The 23,237-nt window shown below is 40.2% G+C and carries 21 protein-coding genes; 8 read left to right on the top strand and 13 right to left on the bottom strand.

Features of this window, described 5'->3' with window-relative positions; all coding sequences use genetic code 11:
* Nucleotides 1-161 precede the first annotated feature (161 nt).
* From ACSFVZ_RS17485 to ACSFVZ_RS17475, 3 genes are read right to left on the bottom strand one after another with little or no spacing between them, the layout of a single operon-like run.
* Complete coding sequence (locus ACSFVZ_RS17485; protein ID WP_130051870.1) at nt 162-608, bottom strand: flavodoxin; 447 nt, start codon at nt 606-608, stop codon at nt 162-164.
* A complete protein-coding gene (gene truC / locus ACSFVZ_RS17480; RefSeq protein ID WP_135925452.1) occupies nt 595-1,368 on the bottom strand; it encodes a tRNA pseudouridine(65) synthase TruC in 774 nt (257 codons plus the stop codon). The genes ACSFVZ_RS17485 and truC overlap by 14 nt, the downstream gene beginning before the upstream one ends.
* A 1-nt stretch (nt 1,369) precedes the next feature.
* Nucleotides 1,370-1,684 carry a YqcC family protein gene (locus tag ACSFVZ_RS17475; RefSeq protein ID WP_435559306.1) on the bottom strand — a complete coding sequence of 105 codons (315 nt, stop codon included), beginning with the start codon at nt 1,682-1,684 and terminating at the stop codon, nt 1,370-1,372.
* Nucleotides 1,685-1,810: 126 nt separating this feature from the next.
* On the opposite strand from ACSFVZ_RS17475, the gene ACSFVZ_RS17470 reads away from it, so the two are divergent.
* Nucleotides 1,811-2,839: a DUF3549 family protein gene (locus tag ACSFVZ_RS17470; protein WP_135925456.1), complete on the top strand. Its 1,029-nt coding sequence runs from the start codon at nt 1,811-1,813 to the stop codon at nt 2,837-2,839.
* On the top strand, nt 2,840-3,139 hold the full coding sequence (locus ACSFVZ_RS17465) for a DUF3301 domain-containing protein (RefSeq protein ID WP_435559305.1): 300 nt from the start codon (nt 2,840-2,842) through the stop codon (nt 3,137-3,139).
* 674 nt (nt 3,140-3,813) lie between these two features.
* On the opposite strand, the gene ACSFVZ_RS17460 is transcribed toward ACSFVZ_RS17465, so the two are convergent.
* On the bottom strand, nt 3,814-4,461 hold the full coding sequence (locus tag ACSFVZ_RS17460) for a GNAT family N-acetyltransferase (protein WP_135925458.1): 648 nt from the start codon (nt 4,459-4,461) through the stop codon (nt 3,814-3,816).
* Nucleotides 4,462-4,608: 147 nt separating this feature from the next.
* Here ACSFVZ_RS17460 and ACSFVZ_RS17455 point away from each other — a divergent pair, with 147 nt between their 5' ends.
* The 3 genes from ACSFVZ_RS17455 to ACSFVZ_RS17445 all read left to right on the top strand — a co-directional run bounded on the left by ACSFVZ_RS17455 (nt 4,609) and on the right by ACSFVZ_RS17445 (nt 6,080).
* Nucleotides 4,609-4,839 (top strand): DUF2789 domain-containing protein, encoded by a 231-nt coding sequence (locus tag ACSFVZ_RS17455; protein WP_135925461.1) that lies wholly within the window; start codon nt 4,609-4,611, stop codon nt 4,837-4,839.
* Nucleotides 4,840-5,040: 201 nt separating this feature from the next.
* The gene (locus tag ACSFVZ_RS17450) at nt 5,041-5,307 is read left to right on the top strand and encodes a hypothetical protein (protein ID WP_054553723.1); all 267 of its coding nucleotides are present in this window, start codon (nt 5,041-5,043) and stop codon (nt 5,305-5,307) included.
* Nucleotides 5,307-6,080 (top strand): Zn-ribbon-containing protein, encoded by a 774-nt coding sequence (locus ACSFVZ_RS17445; RefSeq protein WP_135925464.1) that lies wholly within the window; start codon nt 5,307-5,309, stop codon nt 6,078-6,080. Before ACSFVZ_RS17450 ends, ACSFVZ_RS17445 begins: the two co-directional genes overlap by 1 nt.
* A gap of 61 nt (nt 6,081-6,141) precedes the next feature.
* Here ACSFVZ_RS17445 and syd read toward each other — a convergent pair whose 3' ends face one another.
* Nucleotides 6,142-6,681 carry a SecY-interacting protein gene (gene syd / locus ACSFVZ_RS17440; RefSeq protein WP_138556855.1) on the bottom strand — a complete coding sequence of 180 codons (540 nt, stop codon included), beginning with the start codon at nt 6,679-6,681 and terminating at the stop codon, nt 6,142-6,144.
* 59 nt (nt 6,682-6,740) lie between these two features.
* On the opposite strand from syd, the gene queF reads away from it, so the two are divergent.
* A complete protein-coding gene (gene queF / locus ACSFVZ_RS17435; RefSeq protein ID WP_138556854.1) occupies nt 6,741-7,586 on the top strand; it encodes an NADPH-dependent 7-cyano-7-deazaguanine reductase QueF in 846 nt (281 codons plus the stop codon).
* A gap of 56 nt (nt 7,587-7,642) precedes the next feature.
* Here queF and ACSFVZ_RS17430 read toward each other — a convergent pair whose 3' ends face one another.
* A complete protein-coding gene (locus tag ACSFVZ_RS17430) occupies nt 7,643-8,677 on the bottom strand; it encodes an isoaspartyl peptidase/L-asparaginase family protein (RefSeq protein WP_135925470.1) in 1,035 nt (344 codons plus the stop codon).
* A 125-nt stretch (nt 8,678-8,802) separates the two neighbouring features.
* Nucleotides 8,803-9,507: a SapC family protein gene (locus ACSFVZ_RS17425; protein WP_135925472.1), complete on the bottom strand. Its 705-nt coding sequence runs from the start codon at nt 9,505-9,507 to the stop codon at nt 8,803-8,805.
* Between the two features lie 243 nt (nt 9,508-9,750).
* Here ACSFVZ_RS17425 and ACSFVZ_RS17420 point away from each other — a divergent pair, with 243 nt between their 5' ends.
* A complete protein-coding gene (locus tag ACSFVZ_RS17420) occupies nt 9,751-10,461 on the top strand; it encodes a DUF6445 family protein (RefSeq protein WP_135925474.1) in 711 nt (236 codons plus the stop codon).
* Between the two features lie 38 nt (nt 10,462-10,499).
* On the opposite strand, the gene ACSFVZ_RS17415 is transcribed toward ACSFVZ_RS17420, so the two are convergent.
* The 5 genes from ACSFVZ_RS17415 to pgi form a co-directional block, all read right to left on the bottom strand.
* Nucleotides 10,500-12,011 (bottom strand): tryptophan halogenase family protein, encoded by a 1,512-nt coding sequence (locus tag ACSFVZ_RS17415; RefSeq protein ID WP_295512471.1) that lies wholly within the window; start codon nt 12,009-12,011, stop codon nt 10,500-10,502.
* A 76-nt stretch (nt 12,012-12,087) separates the two neighbouring features.
* The gene (locus ACSFVZ_RS17410) at nt 12,088-14,685 is read right to left on the bottom strand and encodes a TonB-dependent receptor (protein ID WP_138556851.1); all 2,598 of its coding nucleotides are present in this window, start codon (nt 14,683-14,685) and stop codon (nt 12,088-12,090) included.
* A 654-nt stretch (nt 14,686-15,339) separates the two neighbouring features.
* Nucleotides 15,340-16,050: a 6-phosphogluconolactonase gene (pgl, locus tag ACSFVZ_RS17405; protein WP_435559303.1), complete on the bottom strand. Its 711-nt coding sequence runs from the start codon at nt 16,048-16,050 to the stop codon at nt 15,340-15,342.
* Nucleotides 16,051-16,055: 5 nt separating this feature from the next.
* Nucleotides 16,056-17,528, bottom strand: a complete 1,473-nt coding sequence (gene zwf, locus ACSFVZ_RS17400) for a glucose-6-phosphate dehydrogenase (RefSeq protein WP_135925485.1) — start codon at nt 17,526-17,528, stop codon at nt 16,056-16,058.
* A 280-nt stretch (nt 17,529-17,808) separates the two neighbouring features.
* On the bottom strand, nt 17,809-19,455 hold the full coding sequence (pgi, locus tag ACSFVZ_RS17395) for a glucose-6-phosphate isomerase (RefSeq protein ID WP_435559302.1): 1,647 nt from the start codon (nt 19,453-19,455) through the stop codon (nt 17,809-17,811).
* A gap of 348 nt (nt 19,456-19,803) precedes the next feature.
* Between pgi and ACSFVZ_RS17390 the strand changes: the two genes are divergently transcribed.
* Nucleotides 19,804-20,835 (top strand): LacI family DNA-binding transcriptional regulator, encoded by a 1,032-nt coding sequence (locus ACSFVZ_RS17390; protein WP_435559301.1) that lies wholly within the window; start codon nt 19,804-19,806, stop codon nt 20,833-20,835.
* A gap of 71 nt (nt 20,836-20,906) precedes the next feature.
* Here ACSFVZ_RS17390 and ACSFVZ_RS17385 read toward each other — a convergent pair whose 3' ends face one another.
* Entirely contained in the window at nt 20,907-23,162 is a 2,256-nt protein-coding gene (locus ACSFVZ_RS17385) for an aminotransferase class V-fold PLP-dependent enzyme (protein WP_435559300.1), read from the bottom strand.
* Nucleotides 23,163-23,237: the final 75 nt, after the last annotated feature.

Genomic DNA, 23,237 nt, shown 5'->3' with positions numbered 1-23,237 from the left:
TCTTGCAAAGTAACGCCTTGATATTAAGCACCTGTGAAACGCTGAATTCTGCATCTTGAGGTGGCTTGGGTATAATAGATTCTTTACTCGAAAAACCAAGGGGAAAGTGCCAATTGCTTATTCAATCAGCACTTTTAAAAGACACTAGCTAATAAGAGTCATTAACTAATTTTCGTCAGCCATTCATTTAACCATGGCTCAGTAACAGGCCAAGGCTCAAAATCTTCGCAGGCATCAATTTCTAAACGATGACCGACAGGTTTTGCCTGTAAATCGCGAAATAGCTCATCAAAGCTGCGACCTGCACCACAAAACGTATCGCCATAACTGCGGTCGCCCATAGCAATAATGCCGTATTGCTTGCCTGTTAACATAGGGAATTGATCGTTTAATTGGCTATATAAAGCGACTAAGTTATCAGGAATATCACCCTGACCCGTCGTTGATGTGATCACTAAAATATGTGATGCAGCCAGCATGTCATCAACCGTGCCATTTTCAACTAATTGCGCTTGATGCTCTGACTTTTCAATAACTTCAATAACTTGTTCGCTTAAACGCTCAGCACCGCCGTAGACACTGCCGACAAAAATACTAATGGTTGCCATAATAATCCTTTTCTTCTGTTGGCCAGCCAAGTTGCTGGCAAATCGTTAACATTGCATCGCCTAATGGCGCTCTAATTGTTATTGGTTGCTTGCTATAAGGGTGCACAAACTTTAATTCAGAGGCAAATAACATTAAACGACGAAGCTGAAAATGCTCTCTAAAAAATTGATTATGCTGATTATCACCATGATTTACATCACCAATAATAGGCAATGATAAATGTTTTAAATGACGACGAATTTGATGTTTGCGGCCAGTTTTTGGAAAACACTCCACCAGCGAGTAACGAACTGTTGGGTACTTACCAATTGGAATAGGTAGGCTTGCTTGGTGCAGGCAATGAAATTGCGTTTGTGCTTCTTGCGGCGCTTTATCTTGATCAGCAAACTTATCGGCAATTTTATCAAGCTCTTCTTTTAAAGGTTTATCTAAGAAGATTGATTCGTTTAAAAAGCCTCTAACTAAGGCTAAATAACGCTTTTCAATTTGCCCATCAATAAATAACTGGTTCATGTCACGGGCTGCTTCTGAGCTTAACGCAAACAGTAATACGCCTGACGTTGGTCTATCTAAACGATGAACAGGAAACACGTGTTGACCAATTTGGTCACGCAGCATTTGCATTGCAAATTGGGTTTCGTGTTTATCTAAGAACGAACGGTGAACCAATAAACCTGACGGTTTATCAATCGCGATGTAATTTTCATCGCGGTACAGAATCGTTAACTCGTCAAATTGTGGCTTAACAATCTCTTGCATGTTAGTTATCACTTAAAAGTTGATCGAGTTTTTGTAAAACGGCAATCACATCATTTCCGCCACTATGTTGTGCCAGCATCATTTCAGCCATAGGCGCAATTGCAAAATTACGGGGTAAAGGCTGAGCATGTGCTATGAGAGCGTGCATTTTTTCAAGAAAAACAAATTGCAGCCATTGCTCAAAAGCCATAGTGTCGTGGCAAAACGGTACACTAGAATTGAGCGCACTTGGGTCAATAGCTGTTGTTTGCCAAAGTGAATGGCGTTGTAATGTGGATTCTAATTCGCGCAGCAGCGCCAAAGTCTGTTGATGCATTGTAAAACTCTTAATACCTTTTTACTTAGGGAAGGTAAACAGACCCTAGTATACCCTGTTCCAAGGCGCCATGGTATGGCGTATAATTCGCGGCTGATATAGATTAATAACGGTAATTGAGATTTTATGACTGAGCAGATCGCCACACTAGGGCAACTTCTGGATGCAGCAGGTACCACTTGGCGTGCCTTCGATATTGGCAGACACATCACGAAATTAGACAAAAAACAATTTCTTGCCATTGAAGAAACAAAAATCCCTTACCCATACCCGCTTGCTGGTCATGCTTGGCTTGCTATTCAATTTTGGGATGTGAAAGCATCTAAAGAACCTTATGTATGGTTTTTAAAATTCCCACTTGATGAGCAAAGCCGTCTTGTAAGCGCAAGCCGCGACCATTTCGCTAATATGGTTATTGAAGCACTTGGTACAGAAATTACCGGCGAAAATGCCGAAGGCAAACTTGATAACAACCCGTATGTATTTACGCCAAACGCTAACAAGCTAGCAGCATTTAATGCGCAGGTTAAATGTTTACTTAAGCAAAGTGCTTCACAGTATTACGAATATGCTCAGCTGTATTTTTCAGGCAAACTGGGTTTTGATAATTGGCAAAGTGTTGCAGTACAAGGTATTGCTGACTTTGCGATGCGTTTAGATAACGACACCAATTTAGCAAATCTACAAGCCGCTTGGGGGCAATTACCAGTCGAAGTATTACAGCCGCTGAGTGCAATGCTTGAACATGTGGCAATCGAACCCGTGTTTGCAGAGCAATTGTTAGCCTATGGTTTAAATGCGATAGAGCAAAAAGATGACATCGCCCTTGTTGCAGCTCTTAGAAGCTTATCAAAAACACCAGCGCAAGGTTTAACTGCGCAATTGGTTGATGCTGTATTGCGCTCTGATATGAACACCCAGTCAGATGTACTATTAACGATTGCAGGGCGTTGTTTTAGCACCCTTGAAGACCCAGAGCGCTTACATGTGTTTATGGATTGCTGTGCGCACCATACTGAGATTGAACAACTGTTTGTGAGTATTTTCACCGATTTAGTTGCAATTCCTAGTATTCGCCCTCACCTACTAGGTTTATTAAGAAAAGAAAATCGTAGCGAAACACTCGCTCGCGCAATTGGAAGGTTATTCTCGTAAATGGCAGGCTTGTGGACACTCATCATCATTGGCAGCATCATCTACTTTTTTTGGTTAAACAGAAAAGTAGCCGAAGCAGCTAGCCTTCATGCACAAAGACAAATTGAGCAATTGAATGTGCAATTGATGAGTGTTGCTTGCAATAAACGCAGAGTGGGTATTTTAAAAAGCGGTAAACCTGGTATTAAAAGCGAGTTTATTTTTGAGTTTTCAAGTGATGGGCAAAGCGTGTATCAAGGCGTTTTGATCATGGAAAATGAATTACTTAAAAGCGTAGTAATACCTCCGCACAAAATTTAAGTTGCGAGTTGCGAGTTGCGAGTTGCGAGTTTTACAAAGTAATTGTTGGTGCGAGAAGTACAACCCCCAGAAAGAACTAAGGCGTAGCTATTAGCCACGCCCCAATCTTGCTACTTCCATGATTAAGTATCCGTACTTATGCCGAAGCTGCCTTTTTATCTATCCCCTGAACGGGTATACATCCGATACACCCACCATGCTACATCTTGTAACATTTAACACATCCTAGTGCCGTCCTCTTGCCATCAATGGCTATCCACTTCGTTTTCCAAACGCTCCTTTAGCTTCCTGCTAAATCATCCTTTGGTCAGTCCTTTTCAATCGCTCCGCGATCGTACTGCATCCTGGCAGTGTCCTCGTTCTTCCTTGCTTCCCTAGCACTTGTCCCTTTGCTTCCTGCTAAGCATCTTGCTTTGTTGCCATAATCCTAATCCTTGGCATCAGTTCAATCATTGAACCTGTGTCTTCTTGACATGATTAAGTTTAGAGAAAAGAGGAAATCTTGATAGGCATAAAAATGAATTTTTTCTTAGTCACAAAAATGTAAAAAATAATAAATCGTTTAAAATCATTAGAATAAGCTTTTTTGGGTACAGATTTAAAGGCATTAAACTGACAAAGCGCACAGCAATGTGAGACTTATCTCACATTGCTATTTCCAAAACGTCCTTTCGTCAATTTACTGCTTTGAACATTAAGTCTCCTTCGACTTGGTTAAAGCTTAGGGCTTTGAATACCTCAAACCCTTCAGAACTAAAGAACTCGCGCTGCTCAGGGCGAGTAACAAATACTGCTAAACCACTTGTTTGACTGCTTGACTCAACTAAATCATCAAGACCTCGTAGCAGATATCTGCCGAAACCTTGCCCCTGAAAATGTGGATCAACGGCAATGAAGGCTAAAAACAAATAATGGCCCTTGCTCGAAAGCGCTTCACGGATAGTTCGCTCTTTTTCTATAAGCTGATTAGTCTGCAAATAACCCGCACTGAGCATTAATTTTAAGCGCCAATGCCAATATCGTTCAGCTTGTAGTTCACTTGCAGAATCAAATACACAGGCAATCGCTTTTAATCTACTTTGCGAGTAAAGGCCTATTAATGGCTGTTTTTCTTGCCAGAAACTTGCTAGCTCTTCACGTACCAAAGCACGTAATTTAGTTTCATATTTACTTGGGTTATCTTGTTGAAAACCTAGTACATTCTGAAGAACAGGGTCGTCATGATAGGCTTGATAAATAAGGCTTGCGGCAGTGCTGATGTCTTCAGCACTAAGGTATTGCACACTTAAGGTTTCGGGTTCAGCAACTGTCAAAATACTCATCCTTTTATTTGTTTTATTATTTTCGTACTAGACTATAAGGTATATACCTAACTGCGATTAAAGACAAATTCAGCGTAAGTTAAACTGCGGTTCATCATCATTAAGTTCAAGCAGTAATAAATATCGCCATACACAAGGAGCAGAACTATGGATACGACAAAACATGACATTTCGACCTTATTTGCACAACTTGGTTTACCAAGCAAAGAAAGTGAAATAGATGCTTTCATAGCATCGCATCAACTGTCAGATACCACCCTCTTACAGGATGCTCCATTCTGGGATGAATCTCAGCAGCATTTTTTAGCTGAATCGCTAGCTGAAGATGGGGCTTGGAGTGAAGTGATTGATGAGTTAGACGCGCGACTGCGTCAATAAAAACATGAATGCTTATTTGTGGCCTAAATTGCATCTGCTTTTCGGCCACAAATAAGGAAAGTAATTTCACAACACCTCTATTATTGCTACCATACGCGCGCATCGCAGCCATACACTGTGATGTTTTTTATGCTTGCTCGTTTATTTCATTATGTAATTTTACGAGTTGGTATTAGTCTTTATTAAAGAGTTTATACAAAAATGAATGCCGTTGTATTTGATGCAATTAAAACCCTTCTTGACGAAGGTAAAACCCCAACAGTTGCCTTAACCAAAAGTAAGCTAACACAGCCTATGCCGATGCCTGTGATCATCGCCGCGGTTAGCCAATATAAAAACAATCCGGATTCAATTAATAACTTCATCAATAACCCGTCAAATGAACAACTGAGTACACCAAAAGAAAGTCAATTGGACCGTATTGAAGCTAAATTAGACAGGTTATTAGCACTGCTTGAGAAAAAATAATGTTTGTTGTCGATCTGACTTTTGATTGCTACCAAGATACTACCCTAGAGCTTGCTGAGCAGGCAATAAACCGCCTAGTTAATGCACTTCGTTTTAACGGCCAAATCATTGGTGATGAATTTCCAACGGTTTTAAAAGATGGATTTTTCATTACCCGTGTGATGTGCCCGACCGAAGATGCGATGCATCCGCTCAATCATAGTCCGTTTGTAAAGCACAGTATTGAGCAATTACACACCGCGGGCTTACTTGCACCAAAAGTTAAAGTGGTCGGCCAAGATATTCACTCAAATGGCGCTGACATGTGCCATGATCCGTCGTGCTATATCTTATACACTACGTATGTGCATACCTGTAGCCCGCTCTATTGTGGTGATGACTTTTTACCTGTGCCGTTATTTCGCATTCCGGCCATTGCCAATGGCGATTATAAAACACTAATAAAATGGCAAGAAGACTGGCAAGCGTGCGATCAAATTCAGATCAATGGTGCAACCCGTTGTGAATTTCCTGCGCTTGAAGAGCTAACTAGTATCAATAGTGACTTATATCGCCGTGGTCGCGATATCACTAAGCGTATTAGTTTTCTAACCAAGAAGCCGGTTTATTACTATTTATACCGTGTTGGTGGCGTTGATAAAGAGTCAGAGCTTAAACGTCGCTGCCCAAGTTGCGATGGCGAGTGGAAATTACCTGAGCCATGGTTTGGCTTATTTGATTTTCGTTGTGAGCCTTGTGGGATTGTTTCGAATATCTCGTGGGACTTTCAATAACCAAATATAGGCAATAACCAGATACACGAAAGGGGCAATCGCCCCTTTTTACTTATTAAGTTTATACCGTTACTTTGTCTAAAAACTCACTGATGCTATTTGCTAATACATGATGCGGTTTTTTACCCACGTACTCTAAGCAAACCTCACCGCTTTCGACTAATACAGTAATAAGCAGATCATCTTGCTCTGTTAGGCCTATAAACACGGTTTCTGGCTGCTTTAACTTACGCTTCATCAGTACGTGACCCGTAATATTTTGCTGTAAGCGGCTAAAATCATCTTCATTCCATGCTTGTAGCAATTCAATGTGATGATCATCAACATTCAATAACAAGTTACCCGCATAAAGATGACCAAATAAGGGGTTTAAGTCTTCAGGAAAAGATAACTCGAGCGCCTTGGCTAGGTCATCTAAACTGCCAGCAGGTTGTTGTGGGACTGGACACCACTGAATAAGCCCCTGCTCATCAACTTCGCCCTGCTCACATGGACTTGGCCATGCTGTATCATGTTCAATAACAGGAAGTTTTCCTGTGCGTTCTAGGCATTTTTCACTAAATGCTTGATGTAACTTATCTAGTTTTATAGAAACAGACATACTGCGAAACTCATTGGCTTTAGGTATAATGCCAACATTGTAACTACAAAAGTGTAAAGATGACAGATTACAGCAACTCACCCGAACTAAAAGACAGTGTTCTTGGTAAAAGCACAGAATATGTTGATACCTATACGCCAAGTTTGTTGTTTCCTATTGCCCGCAAACTAAACCGTGATGCTTTAGGTGTTAGCGAAGATAACTTACCGTTTAAAGGCCAAGATATTTGGACTGGCTATGAATTATCGTGGCTAAATAGCAAGGGTAAGCCAATGGTCGCTGTGGCTACTTTTGTATTTCCTTGCCAAAGCAGTCACATCATTGAGTCTAAGTCATTCAAGTTGTATCTGAATAGCTTTAATCAGACACGCTTTGAGACGCTAGAAGACGTACATCAAGCGCTTAGCAAAGACTTATCAGATGCGGTAAATGCACAGGTGTTAGTTACATTATACCAAGCAGACGATTTCAACTGTTTACCTTTTACAGCGTTACCGGGTGAGTGTATTGATGATCTTGATATCGAAATCACCAGCTATGATATTGATGCAAGCTCACTTCGCCATAATGGTGATGAGGTTGTCTCAGAAACCTTACACAGCCATTTACTAAAATCGAACTGTTTGATCACTTCACAGCCTGATTGGGCGAGTGTGATTATTCGTTATAAAGGCCAAGCTATTTGCCATGAAGCCTTATTAAAATATTTAATTTCGTTTCGTACTCATAACGAATTTCATGAGCAATGTGTAGAGCGTATCTACTGCGATTTAATGCAGCAGTTAAACCTCGAAGAGTTAGAAGTATATGCGCGTTACACACGCCGTGGCGGTTTAGATATCAACCCTTATCGCTCAACTAATCAAGATGAAACTCCCTTCAAGGTGAAAATTAATCGGCAATAACGTTGGTGACAATAAAAAACCGAGTTCAACTCGGTTTATTATTGTCTGAAGATTCATTACTCGTCTTTAAAAATCCCCACATACGTTGGTGATGTATTTGATTTACTCGCACGATACATACCAGCGGTGTTAAACGGCAAGCTGATGTTCCCTTTAGCATCAATGATGATCACACCGCCTGTGCCACCTATAGGCATTAATACATCGTGGATCACTTCGTTACCCGCTTCAACAATGGTTTTACCTTGGTATTTTACGCGAGCACAAATATCAGCTGCCACATTGTAGCGAATAAAATACTCACCATGCCCTGTCGCAGATACTGCACATGATTCATTTTCAGCAAACGTACCTGCACCAATCACGGGTGAATCGCCCACACGGCCAAAGCGTTTTGCAGTCATACCACCTGTTGAAGTACCTGCAGCAATATTGCCGTTTTTATCAAGTGCAACTGCACCAACGGTGCCCATTTTGTAATTAACAGGCAGAGCTTTATGTGCTGCTTGGTAGTCTTTGCTAGTTACTTTTTGTTTATCGAGTTTTTCTTTGGCTTTTAATAATGCCTTGTAGCGATGATCTGTATCGAATAGATTGTTTTCAACCAGCGGCATACCTTGGGTTTTTGCAAACTCTTCGGCACCTTGACCGCTGAGCATGACATGCACTGATTTTTCCATCACTAGGCGTGCCAGATTAATAGGGTTTTCAATATGTTTAACCCCTGCAACAGCACCTGCTTGGCGTGTACGGCCATCCATAATTGATGCGTCAAGCTCATGGGCACCATCATAAGTATACACTGCACCGCGACCTGCGTTGAAATACGGTGAGTTCTCAAGCACATTAATTGCCGCAGTGATGGCATCTAAGCTCTCGCCGCCCTTTTCGAGTACCGCATAGCCGGTTTCAACTGCTTCTTTTAGTTTTTCACGATAGGCTTTTTCTTGTTCTGGTGTGAAGCGACTCTTTTCTATGGTGCCTGCACCACCATGAATAGCGATAGCAAAAGGTTGATCACTACTGTGGCTTAGGGTACTAAATGATAATGCGCTAAGGGCAATGGCTGAGGTAAGTAATGTTTTTAGCATAAGGGCACTTATATTTATTTTAGTTTGTAAGCCCAATGTGAATAATTCAGCGCTGTATTTCAAGCTTTAACCGATGAAAGAAACAAAAAAAGCGCCTAATGGCGCTTTTTTTCAGCAGTTTAAAATTAAGCTTGCGCTGCTTTTAAACGTGCTAAACGAGCTACTTGGTGAGTAGACGTTAAGAAAGAGTAGATAGGTGCTAGGTAGCCACGTTTGCGAAGTTCTAAGAACTCTTCATCGCTTAGTGAGTTAAGTTTTTTCTCATCAACAAGGTAGATACCGTTGATGTCTTTTTTCTCACCTTTAATTTCTACTGTTAGCGTTTGCGCTACTAATAATTCTTTGTCTGCTAAGAATTTAGTAAATGCTTCTGTTACTTGCGAAAACTCAATGTAAGAAACAAGTGCTTCTTTACGACGTTTAAGATAATCGGTCTCTTCACCGTTTTCGAAAAGTGCGTTACCCGCTTCTTCACTTACTAATGGGCTTGCTTCGTCAATTACGATACCGAATTGGTCAGCTTCTGGGTGCTTAACAAGACCAAGTGGATAACGAGTCATTGCCATTGGAGCAAATGCCGCAGTCCATTTGCCATCTTGGATGAAAAGGTTTTCGCCTGGCTCTAGACCAAATAACGCAACTGCTTGGAATTGACCTGATTCGTTGTTTTTAACAAATGCCATTGGGAATTCATTTGCGATGCGTGCAAATTCGTGTGCAACCACAGGTACTAAGTGCTGAGTTTTCATAAACTCGATATTGATGCCATTTTGGATTTTAGTGTTGGCATGTTTTTCGTTATGTAAAGGCTGTACTTGTTGCTCCGCCATGATACTGCTCCATTAATTTTATAATATGTTTTTGCTGTTAGTGCCCAAAGCCTATAGGTTTTGGCAACAAAAAGGAAGTGAAAATTTTGTGGCAGTTTGTACATTATAGATTAACAAAATTACCCGCCTTACCAATCAATCCCAAATGATGAAAAAACAAACTATAAACAAGTAAATATTATCACGCATAAGCCACTATTTTTGTTAGTATATTCAACAATTATGGAAATAATGAGGCAAACAATGGAAGGCTATCATTTAAATAAAGACTATAAAATAAGCAGCGTTTTCATTGCTGAAATTAATGAGACTGTCATTATTATTGATGACTTTTTACACAGCCTTGAGCCTATTTATCAATTTGCTACAGAAACAGCTTATTTCCAGCCTTTCGGTAGTGATGGAACGCTCTACCCCGGTAAGCGTGATGAAATGCCAGCGCCTTACTATCGTGCTTTTGAGCAGTTAATTAATGAGCTTTTAGAGCAAGGGATAATTACAAGCAGTGAAAATAATTTATATCTTCACCGCTGCAAGCTTTCATTAGTTACACAAAATGCGGACGAACTAAATACCTTACAGCGTATGCCACATATTGACTCGACGGACGATAAAACATTTGCAGCAGTGCATTATTTATCTGCTAAAGAATGGGGTGGTACGGGCATTTACAAATACCGCCCTGACAACATCATTAAAGTGACAGCTGATAATCAAAATAGCGTACATAAAATGATTGCTGATACTGAAAAGCACAGCGCAACTCATCAGGGGTATTTAAATGAAACAACAGAGCTCTTTGAAAAAGTGGTGAATATTGAAGCAAAGGTAAATAGGTTAGTAATTTATAAGAGCAATCTACTGCATAGCGCAGCTCTTTTTAATAACAAAAAGTACAACAATGATATTAACAACAGCCGTTTATCTATCTCTTCATTTTTTAGAATTAACTGAACTGGCTAATGGTTTTTAGCCAGCTCAGTTAATGAAAACTAGTTTTTCTGTAAGCCAAATTTCTTTATTTTATCTAGCAGCTCTCTGTGCTTAGGTAGCTCATTTAATAACTGCTTGACGCGTTGCTGTTTAAATTCAGCAACGTGTTGATTGTCGTTCTGCTTAGATTGCTGCTTGGCTGGTACATAATGCATACCAAACAGTACGTATAAGTAGTTTTCTAAGTCGAATAAATCGAACTTACTGGCAAAGTCTTCTCGTACCGGTGTAAAGCGCTGCCAACGTGTTAGGTTATTTTTTAGTTTTTCTGATAGCTGGTCGGTTTTCTTGTTATCACGCCAAAAGGCCGAATCTGTTCTATCCGAAATACAGTAATGCATCTTTATAAAATCAAAGGTTTGCTGCCATACATAATTCACGTGCTGATTGTAATCATCAGCAACTAATTTAATGTCATCGCGGCTGCGCGGAAAACGTTTAGCTAATAACCCTGCAGAAAAGTCCGCAATTAAAATAGCTGTGGCTTCGAGTGGCTCAACAAAGCCTTGCGATAACCCTATAGCAACACAGTTTTTGTGCCACATTTTTTCTCTGTGCCCTACTTTCATCGGGATTTTTCTTGGCGTTAAATGCTCAAATTTATTACCTAAGTAACGATGTAATTTTTCGTGAGCTTGCTCATCGCTCATATACTTAGATGAATAAACAAAACCCACTCCTCTTCGCTCTGTAAGCGCAATATCCCAGATCCAGCCAGCTTGGTGTGCTGTGGCGATAGTATAAGGCGGTATTTCATCATCACTTTGTGTAGGCACTTGCAAGGTGATTGCGGTGTCGGTTAATAAGCTATCTGATTTATCGACAAAACCAACCCCTAGTTTTTGCCCGATAAAGGCAGCCGAAAAACCAGAACAATCAATAATAAAGTCAAACTCTAAGGCGTTACCTTCTGAGTCAATTAGATGTGTAATAAAGCCTTGCTGATCACAGGTTATATCTTTAATTTCAGCAAAAAGATGTTTTACGGAAAAATGTTGCGTGGCATGGCTTCCTAAGAATGAAGCAAACTTTTTAGCGTCAAAATGATAAGCATAACCGTTGATACCGGCATATTGCGGTGTTGCGATTGTTTTTGGCGCTAGATTATTTTCACAGCACACATGCTGCTTAGAAACAAATTCAGCGTAGTCATTGCCGTTACCGTCAGCAAGCCACTGCTGCGTTAATTGCTCACCAAAAATATGTGGATGATCAAATAAATGATGGTAAAAGTTAGCACCATGTTTGTGTTTATCTAGCCAATTTACAAACTTGATTGACTGCTTAAAAGTAACATCACATTCATTGATAAAGTCACTTTCACTGATACCAAACTTTTGCAATGAGTTGCGCATCGAAGGAACAGTTCCTTCACCGACACCTATGCTGGCAATATTTGGTGACTCGATTAACGTGATCTCAATACCGCTATGTAAAAGCGCATGCCCCAAATGGTTAGCAGCTAACCAACCTGCTGTTCCGCCACCAACAATTGCGATTTTTTTTATCATTTTTACTCGCCCACTTTTTACTCACAAAAAAGCCCAGAACAAGCTGGGCTTTCTTAATTTCGTTATCTAAATCAACTTAGAAACGTAGTGATACACCTAGCTTGTAGCGTGCTTCACCTTCAAAGCTCCATGCTGGATAGCCGTTACGAAGCTCTGGTTTAACCTCAGCATCACCTGTAGCAGTACCAATTTGGATACTATCTTCTTCAGTGATATTAACCGCTTCAAATGTTAAGTCTAGGTAGTCAGTTACAGCAAACTTAGCTGTTAGATCGAGCGTACCATAGTCTTGATGCTCGCGGTTACCATAGAAGTAAGGTGCTTCACGAACCATATACTCTGAGCGCCAGTTATACGCTAAACGTACGCTATAGAAATCTGCTTCATAGTAACCAACTAAGTTAACCGTATGCTCTGAAGAGTCAGAGAATAATTCGATGCGGTCAGGGAAGTTCTCTGCAGGCGCTTCTGAATCAACCCAAGTATAGTTTGCTTGATAACCAAAGCCATTATCAAAACCATCTTGAATTTGCAGCTCGATACCTTGAATTTCACCACCTGAACCAGTTCCTTTAGTAGCAACTGTCCAGTTATCAACACCTGAATCTGGGTCTACAATGCCTATGCTTTGATTCAGAATTTGGTCAACTTTAGTAAATGAAGAAATATCCTTGATAAAGTAAGCCGCACTTATCATGCCGTCGCCATCAAAGTAATATTCAATACCGAAATCAGCTTGTGTTGCCTTAAACGGTTCAAGACCGATATTACCTGTAGTAATTACCTCATTACCAATTGTGCCATCTTCGTAACCAGACAACGAAGATGCTGCAAACATATCCGCATAATTAGCACGAGAGATAACTTGTGCAGCAGAGAAGCGCAGAATCATATCTTCAGTTAGGTCAAACGCAACGTTAACACTTGGTAATACTTCACTGTAGTCTGCTTTTTCAGTGCTAAGGCCGTTACCATAGTCACCATTAGCATTTAATGCATAATAATCAGACTCTGCATCTGTAGAAACATATCTTAGGCCAAAGTTACCGCGAATACCTTCTGCTGAAAAATCAGCCATTGCGTATAACGAGATATTTTCTTCTTGAATCGTACCGTAGCCAGATTTATAAGCGATAGATGTATTATCGAAGCTGGTAATAGCAGCGTAGCCATCACTAATCATTTGATCAAGCTTTGGCTCTGGTAATGTATAGCCTGCACCAGAAGACACCGTACCTGAGTAATAACGAGAAGCATCGTATGCAGCGATTGAGTCAACTAAGTTTGCAGTATAAGTTTCTTGCTTAACTTCATGATCAGCCCAACGGAAACCTGTTTTAATAGCTGTAATTGCGCCAAAATCTACAGGGATAGTTAAATCAAACTGTGCATAAGTCTCTTCGTCCGTATTCGGCTGTTTCTTAAGAGCCCAACCTGCTGAAGATAATTGTCCTTGGAAGTCATCTGGCGTGAATGATTTATTTGCAACATTAATATCAATAACATCGCCTGTCGCATCATAGGTGCCGGCATAGTCTGCTGGAGTGCCTAACCAGAAACCATAGTTTGCTGTTAAATCTGTACCACCTTCAGATTGGGTATTACCAACTCGACCTTTAAGTTCGAAGTTTTCACCTGAATACTTAAAGTCGAAGTCAAAAGTATCTGAAGTCATTGAACCTGCACGAGCCCAAGTTTGTGCCCAACCTGGATTTGCGCCATCACCTGAACGGCGATAGAAAGTACATGTTCCATCAACATTAACTTGCTCACAAGCTGCATCTTTGTCATCAGGGAACATAACAAATAATGACGTGTTAGCATTATCAGCTGATAAGTCTAAAGTCATTATGTTAAGACCTAACTCTAGTTCATCAGTCGGACGGTATTGGAACACTGCGTTAATAGCTGTACGTTCACGTTGTTGTTGGAATGTTGAAGGAACAATGTCACCCCAACCTACTAAAGACTCAATACCATTGCGTTGATAATTTGTTTCAGAAAATGCTGCTGATACAAGCGCACCAAACGTTTCTTCATCATTTTTCCAACTATAAAGACCAGAGATTTCAGGATCTGTTTCTTCAGAGATCGTGCCGTAGTCAGCTTTCACACTTCCAAAAAGAGTATTAGAGTCAAGATCTAAAGGCTTACGAGTGTTTACGATTACCGTACCACCGATACCACCTTCAACGAGATTCGCTTGAGATGACTTATAAACTTCAATACCACCGACCATTTCAGGTGGAAGTAATGTGTAGTTAAAGCTTCTATCGATAGACTGTTGATCATACCACCCTGTTGAAGCAACTGAGTGTCCATTTAGTAAAGTACGCGTTAATTGTGCAGATGCACCACGAATAGACACTTGCTGGCCTTGCCCAAAAGCACGGTTAACAGCAACACCTGAAATACGACCAAGTGCTTCACCTACATCGCTATCAGGAAACTTACCGACATCTTCTGCAGAAACAGCATCGACAACGCTGTCAGCAAAGCGCTTAGTATTCATTGAAGCTTCAAGTGAACGGCGAATACCGCGAACTTCAATTACTTCAACATCTTCTTGAACTTTAGTTTCTTCTGCTGCGTATGCAGCGCCAGTGAACCCAGCACTCATTACGAGGCCGATATTAACTGCTAATAAGCTTTTCTTAAAATTTTTAGCTAACACAGGATTCCCCTTGAATCATTTTGTTGGTTTTTTATATCACTTCTGCCCAGTGATGATGACAACGCTGTCATCTAGTAACAAACCATACACTCTAAATTACATTTGTGCTACATCTTTTTGGTTAATTTGTGCAAAAAATTTACAACGAAATAATCAAGTAATTGATATAACTAATATTTAATATTGAGTTTTTAAGAATTGTTACAAATAAACGGCGCAAATATAGCATGAGTGATATTACAGATGAAAAGACCAAAAGGATGAGTTTTTGAAAACAGCTAAAAATAACGTGCATTTTTGTAAGCTTAAGTTGCCACTGTGCAACTATTAACCATAACTAAAAGTTATATAAAAACTGTTATCTAACAGTTGATTAGCTTAAGAAACTAGCTTGTTTCTAAAAGCACTCTGTCATGTACAATTTATTTTTAACTTTTTCTGGGCAGAGTAAGCTAAAGGGGTTTGAGAATAACAATCAATAACAATGACAGCGTTGTCATTTTTAATTATATAGGGCCATTTTGTACTTGTCTAACACTTTATGGCGCTATTTTAAGAAAGTGCGTTGATACGAAATGGTTTGTTTAAAGTGAATATTTAACAACAAAAAAGCGAGCCTAAGCTCGCTTTAGATAAGTTGGTTTGATTAGGCGATTAAGGTGCCCAATAAACTTCAATATTGATATGTGGGTGATTTAATACTGCACGCAAAGGCATGTCAGCAACTGCACCGCCCTCTTTAGCCTGTTTATATACTGCAAGTTTTTCTTCACCGCTAATTAATAGCTTAACAACTTTAGAATCTGCGATTGCAGATAAAGTTAGCGTCATACGCTCAGTGATCTTGCCAGTTACATCACTTTCAATGGCGTTAATTGCACACACTAAATCATCTGTGGCTAAGCCATGTTCAAGGCCTTCGGCGTGTGGGAAAAGTGATGCTGTGTGACCATCAGGACCCATACCTAAAATAGTCACGTCAAAAGGACGCTTTAATGCTTTATAGGCAGCTTCACAATCAGCTATACCATTTTGAGCCGTTAATGCGTCATTTTTCATCGTTACGAAATTAGCTGCAGCGCCATGGTTTTGTAACAGCGTGCTTTTGATAAATGCTTCATTACTTTTTTCATGATCAGCATCAACCCAACGCTCATCAACCATAGCTACATCAATGTTTGCCCAGTCAAGTTCAAGGTTTGATAAATGCTTATAAGCTGGTGCCGGCGATGAGCCACCCGATACCATCAGTACCGCGCGACCATCTTCTTTAATACCAGCAACAAGGCTTTGTTCAAGGCTTGAAGAAAGCTCAGCTGTTAATTCGTCTTTGTTTGCAAAGAATTTTTCAACAATTGTTGCCATCTTAATTACGCCTTATCGCCTGTGTTAAACCATACATGATTGTTTTCTTCTAACAATTCATCAGCATCGTCCGGTCCCCAAGTACCTGCTCGGTATAACGAAGGGGCGCCTTTTTCTTGCCAGCGCTCAATAATTGGATCAATCCATTTCCAAGCTTGGCGCACTTCATCACGGTGAATAAACAGTGATGGGTTATTTGCCGCAGCATCTAACATTAAGCGCTTATAAGCATCTGAATGGAAACCATTACTATAAGCCTGAGATAACTCAATGTTCATTGTTACTGGCTCTAACTGCATCTCAAGGTTATCAAGACGCTTAGACATCAATGTTAATTGAATTGTTTCTTCAGGTTGCAGACGAATAACGAGACGGTTTGGCTCAATATTGCCTACGTTGTCTGTATAAACATTGTGTGAAACCTTTTTATATTCAACAACGATTTCAGCACAACGCTTTTTCATACGCTTACCAGTACGAAGATAGAAAGGCACACCAGCCCAACGCCAATTATCAATATGCGCACGAATAGCAACGAATGTTTCAGTTTTACTTGCACCTTCGTTTAATTCTTCTAAGTAACCAGGGACGATTTTACCGTCTAAGTTACCTGGCACGTACTGACCACGTACGATGTTCGCATCAACATCTTCAGCCACTAATGGACGTAACGACTCAAGTACTTTTAATTTTTCAGTACGGATGCTATTGGCGTTTAATTTGTTTGGTGATTCCATTGCTACTAAGCAAAGTAACTGCAGCAAGTGGTTTTGCACCATATCACGTAATGCACCGGCTTTATCGTAGAAACCAGCACGGCTTTCTAGGCCCACTGTTTCTGATAAGCTGATTTGGATGTTATCGATTGACTTAGCATCCCAAAGGTTTTCAAACAGTGAGTTTGAAAAACGCAGTGCCATCAAGTTTTGTACGGTTTCTTTACCTAAGTAATGGTCAATACGGAAAATCTGTTCTTCATTAAAGTATTCAGCAATTTTCGCATTGATTGCTTCTGCTGACTCACCACAGTAACCAATTGGTTTTTCAACCACTACACGTGATGTTTCTGTGATTAAACCTTTTGAAGATAAAATTTCACAGCAGCTACCGTATACTGCAGGTGGTAATGAAAGGTAAAAAACACGAGACTTATCAGCATCGTGTTCATTTAAAATATCTCTTAGCTTATCCCAGTCATCATCGGCTTCAGTAACGTTTGAAACAACAGGAACCAAGTAAGATGCAAACGCTTTCCAATCTTTTGCGTTGTATTCGCCTTTACCTAAAAATTCTTGCAAAGCTTTATGAGCCGTCTCGATATATTCTTTGCATTTGTTTTGGTCACGTACCGTAGGAAGGATGCGCGAACCTTGAGGTAAATTACCTTCTTGATAAGCGCGATACATTGCAGGAAGCAATTTGCGTAACGCAAGATCACCACCGCCCCCAAAAATTACGATATCAAATGGATTTAGCATATATCACTCTCTACATTGGCAATGCCGAATAAATTAACTCCATGACTCTCATGAAATTTGGCAATGCTCGTTGTTATCTGGTTGATCTGGCTTTGTTTGATAGTTCCATTAACAAAACCTGTTGAATTTGTTTTGTGAGTAGCTTACTCATTATTCTTGTATTGGCTGAAGTAAATGAGTCTTAGGGGCTCTGTAAATCCTCTCACAAAAATACAGGCCCTAAGAACTCCAGCGCTACCCGTTCAAAGGTATCCGTTTTGCAGCTATTGCTGCGAATCTGTTACTGCTTACGATGCGTTTTATAGTAAGCGATCAGTCCATTCGTTGAACTGTCATGCGGATGACTTACTGTGTCATCAAATAATTCAGCTTCAATTTTAGAAGCAAGTCCTTTACCTAGCTCTACACCCCACTGATCAAAAGAACAGATTTCTAAGATGATGCCTTGGCAGAAAATCTTGTGCTCATAAAGTGCAATTAAACGACCAACTGTTTTTGCATCAACCTTGTCTAATAACATTGAGGTTGTTGGGCGATTACCCTGATGAATCTTGTGATTCAATAATTCTGCAATTTCTGCTTCAGATTTACCTTTTGCGGTTAAATCAGCAGTTACTTGCTCTGCATCAACACCAGCCATCATTGCTTCGGTTTGTGCAAAGAAGTTTGATAATAAGATATCATGGTGCTTACCAACATTTACTTGCGGCTCAATTGAGGCAATAAAGTCAGCTGGTACAATTACATTACCTTGGTGCAGACATTGGTAAAATGCGTGTTGGCCGTTAATACCAGTCATACCCCAAATAATAGGTACTGTTGTGTAAGACACTGTTTCACCATCAAAAGTAACGTGCTTACCGTTACTTTCCATCTCACCTTGCTGTAAATATGCAGGTAACATGTGTAATGCTTGGTCGTAAGGTAAAATAGCTTGCGCCGTATAACCTAAGAAACTCGTATTCCAAACACTTAAAAGCGCCATTAATAATGGTACGTTGTTTTCAAATTCAGCATTTTTAAAATGCTCATCAATTTCAAACGCACCTTCTAAGATTTCTTCAAATGCTTCAAAGCCTAAATACAAGGCAATTGGTAAGCCTATCGCACTCCATAATGAAAAGCGACCGCCTACCCAATCCCACATTGTGAATACGTTTTCATCAGCGATGCCAAAAGCTGCTGTTTTCTCTAAATTTGTACTAACAGCAACAAAGTGCTTAGCAATGTGCTCTTGAGCCTGTGCTGTTTGCAAAAACCATTCAACCGCTGATTTAGCATTAGTCATGGTTTCTGATGTTGTAAACGTTTTAGATGAAATAACAAATAACGTCGTTTCAGCGTCTAAACCTTGTAAAACTGATGCAATCTGAACACCATCAACATTTGATACGTAATGAACATTTAATGTGTCATCAGCGTAGGCTGCAAGCGCCTCAGTTGCCATTTGCGGGCCTAAATTTGAACCGCCTACACCAATTGCAACGACATCTTTCACAGTTTTACCTGTGTAGCCTAACCACTCGCCACTGCGAACCTTGCTAACGAACGCTTTCATTTTAGCAAGCTCAGCGTTTACTGCGTCTGTTACGTTTTCACCATCAACCATTATAGCTGTATTCGCACGGTTACGAAGTGCAGTATGAAGTACAGCACGGTCTTCAGTAATGTTAATTTTTTCACCACTGAACATTTTTTCGCGCCATGCGCTAATGTCACACTCTTTCGCTAAAGAGATTAATTGTTCAAAAACTGTTTTATCAATTTGTTGCTTCGAGTAATCGAATAATACGCCTGGGATCTGAGCTGAGAATTGCTCGAAACGCGTGCTATCTTTGGCAAATAAATCTTTAAGATGAATTTGTTTCATCTTCTTGGCACTTTCAGATAGTGCTTGCCAACTAGCTAATTGCGAACGGCTGCTCATATATATAATCCCCTCAAAACTTGCAACAAACTGATTTTTAACTATCTTTTTATTAATGTTGAATAAAGACAGCAATTAAAAACACGATGAAAATTAACACTAAGTTAAAATGACAACGCTGTCAATGTTCTACTTTTACATTTTATAGTCGAGATAATAGCGCAATTTTTCTCTTTTGACACCGGTATCATAAAAATTATCTCAATTATTTTACTGCTAATTTGGTAGAACATTAGATACACTAACTAACTTATATTAAATATTAATGTACCTATTAAGAAAAAGCGCTCTGGTGAACACTTTTCGATATTATTATAATACAAATATAACTAACTATAAAGTAACTGTATGAAAGTAACCATAAATGATGTAGCCAAACTCGCTGGTGTTTCAATGAAAACTGTTTCGCGAGTGATCAATAAAGAGCCATCTGTCAGAAAAAAAACGTACGACATAGTGATGGACGCTGTAAACACGTTGAACTATCAGCCAAACCTTGCAGCTCGTAACCTTGCAGGCACATCGTCTTTTACTGTTGGTCTAGTATATGACAACCCCAATGCATACTATGTTATCGACATGCAAAATGGGGTGCTATCACGCTGCAAAGAAGAAGGCTATGAGTTGGTTATTCATCCATGCAGCTATCTTGATGCGAATATGCAAGAAGACTTTAAAACCATGATCAAGCGCTCGCGTTTGGCAGGCCTTGTATTAACACCACCTCTTTCAGAACAAAACAGTATCATAGAAATGCTTGACGAAATGGGCATTCATTATGTGCGTGTACTTTCTGGTCGTCCTACAGAGGAAGATCAAGACACCTGTATTTATGTAAATGACTACGCGGCAGCGTACGAAATTACTGCTCACCTACTCTCGCTTGGTCATAAAAATATCGGCTTTTTATGCGGCGACAAAGAACATAAGTCAACAACCGAACGCTTAGAGGGTTATCAGGCTGCGCTAAGGGATCACAACATCCCATTGAATGCTGATCTGATCTACGAAGGCCAATATTCTTTTGAATCTGGTGTTGAAGGTGCAAAAGCATTGCTTGGTGAGAATAACCCGAAAAACATTACAGCCCTACTTGGCGGAAACGATGAGATGGCTGCGGGTGCGTTATTTGCTTCACGATTAATGGGTATTGAAATTCCACAGCAACTCTCTATCACTGGTTTCGAAGATTCGCCATTCTCGCGTCAAACTTGGCCGAAACTAACAACAGCCCATCAAGCGAATGATGTGATTTCACAGCATGCCGCTCGGTTATTGTTTAGAAAAACCCGTGGTGCACGTAATCAAGATAAAGACATCATCACGACCTTTACCCCTTCATTAGTGGTGCGGGAAAGCTCAGGCCCAACCTCAGCTTAATTTATTCAAGTTACAAAAAAGCCGCTGTTTAGCGGCTTTTTTGTTTGATGACTGAATTGTTCTGATACCAATCAAAACAATGCTAAACCGCCATTTAAGTTATACACATTTTCAAAACCTAACTGCGACAAATTGTTTGCGGCTTGTTTTGAACGGTTACCACTACGACACACCAAAATGTAGTTATGTGCTTTATCAAGCTGCCCTTGGACTATAGCATTAGCCATACGGCTTAATGGAATGTTGATCACTTTGCTATCAGCAACTGTAAATAACTCAGCTAAATTATTCGCACCATGTTCATAAGGTTCGCGCGTATCGATAAGGTAAGTTGCCTTGTCGTCTAACATTGCTTTAGCGTCGGTTGCTGCTAGCTGTTTCATCGGCGCACTTTCAAGTGTTTCAACATATCCACATAAAGAGTGGCTCTCTGCATGCTTTTGTTCATCCGCTTGTTGCTTTAACTCAACAAACTGAACATCTGATACTTGCTCATTTAATAGTTTTGCTAATAATGGCGTCGTTGCTTTTTGTGCGTGCCAATCCATTGCAAAGCATTGTTGATAATCATGACCTGAACAAATCACTGTTGAATCTGTGATTGCCATTGCAAGCTGTTTTAGTGATTGTGCCATTTTTGCTGCATCGCCACCGCTAATTGCCGTGTTACCTAAGCCACCTGGTAAGATTAAATCACCACAGAAACAATAGCTGACCTCACCACTTTGCGTATCTGACAATAAATAGCTAACACTATCGTCACTATGACCCGGTGTCGCTACTTTAGTTAAGCGTGCATCGCTTAATTCGATGGTTGCTGAATCTTTAGGCCAGCCAAGTTCATCTATTTCATTAGCAACAAAGCGTTCTGCGAGCTCTTTTGATAATAAACAACGAGCCGATAAACGCTCTTGGTGATTATGGGTATCTAAAATCGCTTTTACTGTTAGACCTTGTGTTGCGACTATTTTCGCCATACGTGGAATAAGCTCGATAATAGGATCAATCACCACTGCGTTTTTATCGCTGTCTACATACAGCCAACAGCACGCCGCCTGATGACGTAGCTGTGTTAAGCCAATCGCACAGACTTCTTGCTGAGGCGATGTGCTATCAGAGACAACTAGGCAGTTAGCTTCTAGAATCGGTTTTAAAGAACGGATTTTTTCACAGGCAAAGTCAATTTCTTGTTGGCTTGCAGCTGGGCCAAACGACATACGAATCGCATTTTCACTTTGCCAATTACTAGCGCCCATTGCATCAAGAACAAAGCTACGATTAGCACCAGAGCTACATGCAGAGCCACCGCTTACTCGGATGCCCGCAGCATCAAATAAGTCCATCACTTCTTTACTGGTTAGTTCATTAACTGCAAAGTTTAATGTAGTGGGCACTGAATGCTCAAAACTATGGTTAAAAGTAATGCTACCAAACGTATCTAAGAGAGCTGCATGTAACTGCTTACGATAATCATGCAACTGCTCAAGAGGCTTAAATGTCTGGTTTTGTTTATCAAGTAGTAGTGAGAACAGTTTATTTAAACCAGCAATACCTGGCAGGTTCTCGGTGCCTGAGCGCATTCCGCTTTCTTGACCGCCACCCGCTATAAATGGTGTGTACGCACTGCCTTTACGAATATACAGCACACCGATACCTTTCGGTGCATACAATTTATGACCAGAGAATGGCGCATAATCTATCGTTGTTTCGCTAAGTGCTAAATTGGTTTTTCCTAATGCTTGAACACAATCTACCATCCAGGCTACATTATTGTTCTCACTGCGAATTACTCGCTCAATGGCGGTTAAATCTTGGAACACACCGGTCTCGTTATTTACTGCCATAGTACAGATCATCAATGCATTAGCAGCATGTTCACGAATAAACTCAAGATCTAAAATACCGTTTTTATCAACTGGAATAGATAAAACGCGTGCGTTGATATCAAGCACATTATTCCAATGCTTTAAGGTATTTGGCACCGCTTTATGCTCTGTAGCCCCATAAAGTAATACAGGGTTCTCGATTTGGTGATTTTTAGCAGCAATAAGCGTTGAAACAACCGCCGTTTGAATACCTTCGGTCGCACCTGAGGTAAATAAAATATCGCCATCGGTAGCACCTATCACTTCGCGTGCTTTGGTGCGTGTTTGTTCTAATAGGTGTTTAGCTTGAATACCTGTAATGTGAGAGCTCGATGGATTACCAAAGCAAACTTGCATCGTGTGCGAAACAACATCGGCAATGTCAGAAAGTACAGGAGTCGTTGCATTCGCATCTAAATAAATTTGTTGATTAGCATCGTCAGAAAGGAAAAAACTTGCCATGAAAAACGCACCATATTACTAAAAGATATATCTTATAACCTATTTTACAGTTTTCACGGCTAAATTATAATAATC

The sequence above is a fragment of the Pseudoalteromonas nanhaiensis genome (assembly GCF_051235485.1).
Classification (GTDB): Bacteria; Pseudomonadota; Gammaproteobacteria; order Enterobacterales; family Alteromonadaceae; genus Pseudoalteromonas; species Pseudoalteromonas lipolytica_C.
Note: the sequence above shows the minus strand (reverse complement) of the source record. Positions and strands in the feature narration are given on the sequence as shown.

Bases quoted from the DNA above. Each gene is read 5' to 3' on its own strand.
- ACSFVZ_RS17385 (WP_435559300.1), bottom strand. From the start codon at position 23,162: ATGGCAAGTTTTTTCCTTTCTGACGATGCTAATCAACAAATTTATTTA.
- ACSFVZ_RS17460 (WP_135925458.1), bottom strand. From the start codon at position 4,461: ATGAGTATTTTGACAGTTGCTGAACCCGAAACCTTAAGTGTGCAATAC.
- ACSFVZ_RS17455 (WP_135925461.1), top strand. From the start codon at position 4,609: ATGGATACGACAAAACATGACATTTCGACCTTATTTGCACAACTTGGT.
- queF (WP_138556854.1), top strand. From the start codon at position 6,741: ATGACAGATTACAGCAACTCACCCGAACTAAAAGACAGTGTTCTTGGT.
- ACSFVZ_RS17470 (WP_135925456.1), top strand. From the start codon at position 1,811: ATGACTGAGCAGATCGCCACACTAGGGCAACTTCTGGATGCAGCAGGT.
- syd (WP_138556855.1), bottom strand. From the start codon at position 6,681: ATGTCTGTTTCTATAAAACTAGATAAGTTACATCAAGCATTTAGTGAA.
- ACSFVZ_RS17465 (WP_435559305.1), top strand. From the start codon at position 2,840: ATGGCAGGCTTGTGGACACTCATCATCATTGGCAGCATCATCTACTTT.
- pgi (WP_435559302.1), bottom strand. From the start codon at position 19,455: ATGAGCAGCCGTTCGCAATTAGCTAGTTGGCAAGCACTATCTGAAAGT.
- ACSFVZ_RS17415 (WP_295512471.1), bottom strand. From the start codon at position 12,011: ATGATAAAAAAAATCGCAATTGTTGGTGGCGGAACAGCAGGTTGGTTA.
- pgl (WP_435559303.1), bottom strand. From the start codon at position 16,050: ATGGCAACAATTGTTGAAAAATTCTTTGCAAACAAAGACGAATTAACA.
- ACSFVZ_RS17430 (WP_135925470.1), bottom strand. From the start codon at position 8,677: ATGCTAAAAACATTACTTACCTCAGCCATTGCCCTTAGCGCATTATCA.
- ACSFVZ_RS17450 (WP_054553723.1), top strand. From the start codon at position 5,041: ATGAATGCCGTTGTATTTGATGCAATTAAAACCCTTCTTGACGAAGGT.
- ACSFVZ_RS17445 (WP_135925464.1), top strand. From the start codon at position 5,307: ATGTTTGTTGTCGATCTGACTTTTGATTGCTACCAAGATACTACCCTA.
- ACSFVZ_RS17475 (WP_435559306.1), bottom strand. From the start codon at position 1,684: ATGCATCAACAGACTTTGGCGCTGCTGCGCGAATTAGAATCCACATTA.
- ACSFVZ_RS17420 (WP_135925474.1), top strand. From the start codon at position 9,751: ATGGAAGGCTATCATTTAAATAAAGACTATAAAATAAGCAGCGTTTTC.
- ACSFVZ_RS17390 (WP_435559301.1), top strand. From the start codon at position 19,804: ATGAAAGTAACCATAAATGATGTAGCCAAACTCGCTGGTGTTTCAATG.
- truC (WP_135925452.1), bottom strand. From the start codon at position 1,368: ATGCAAGAGATTGTTAAGCCACAATTTGACGAGTTAACGATTCTGTAC.
- zwf (WP_135925485.1), bottom strand. From the start codon at position 17,528: ATGCTAAATCCATTTGATATCGTAATTTTTGGGGGCGGTGGTGATCTT.
- ACSFVZ_RS17485 (WP_130051870.1), bottom strand. From the start codon at position 608: ATGGCAACCATTAGTATTTTTGTCGGCAGTGTCTACGGCGGTGCTGAG.
- ACSFVZ_RS17425 (WP_135925472.1), bottom strand. From the start codon at position 9,507: ATGGCGGAGCAACAAGTACAGCCTTTACATAACGAAAAACATGCCAAC.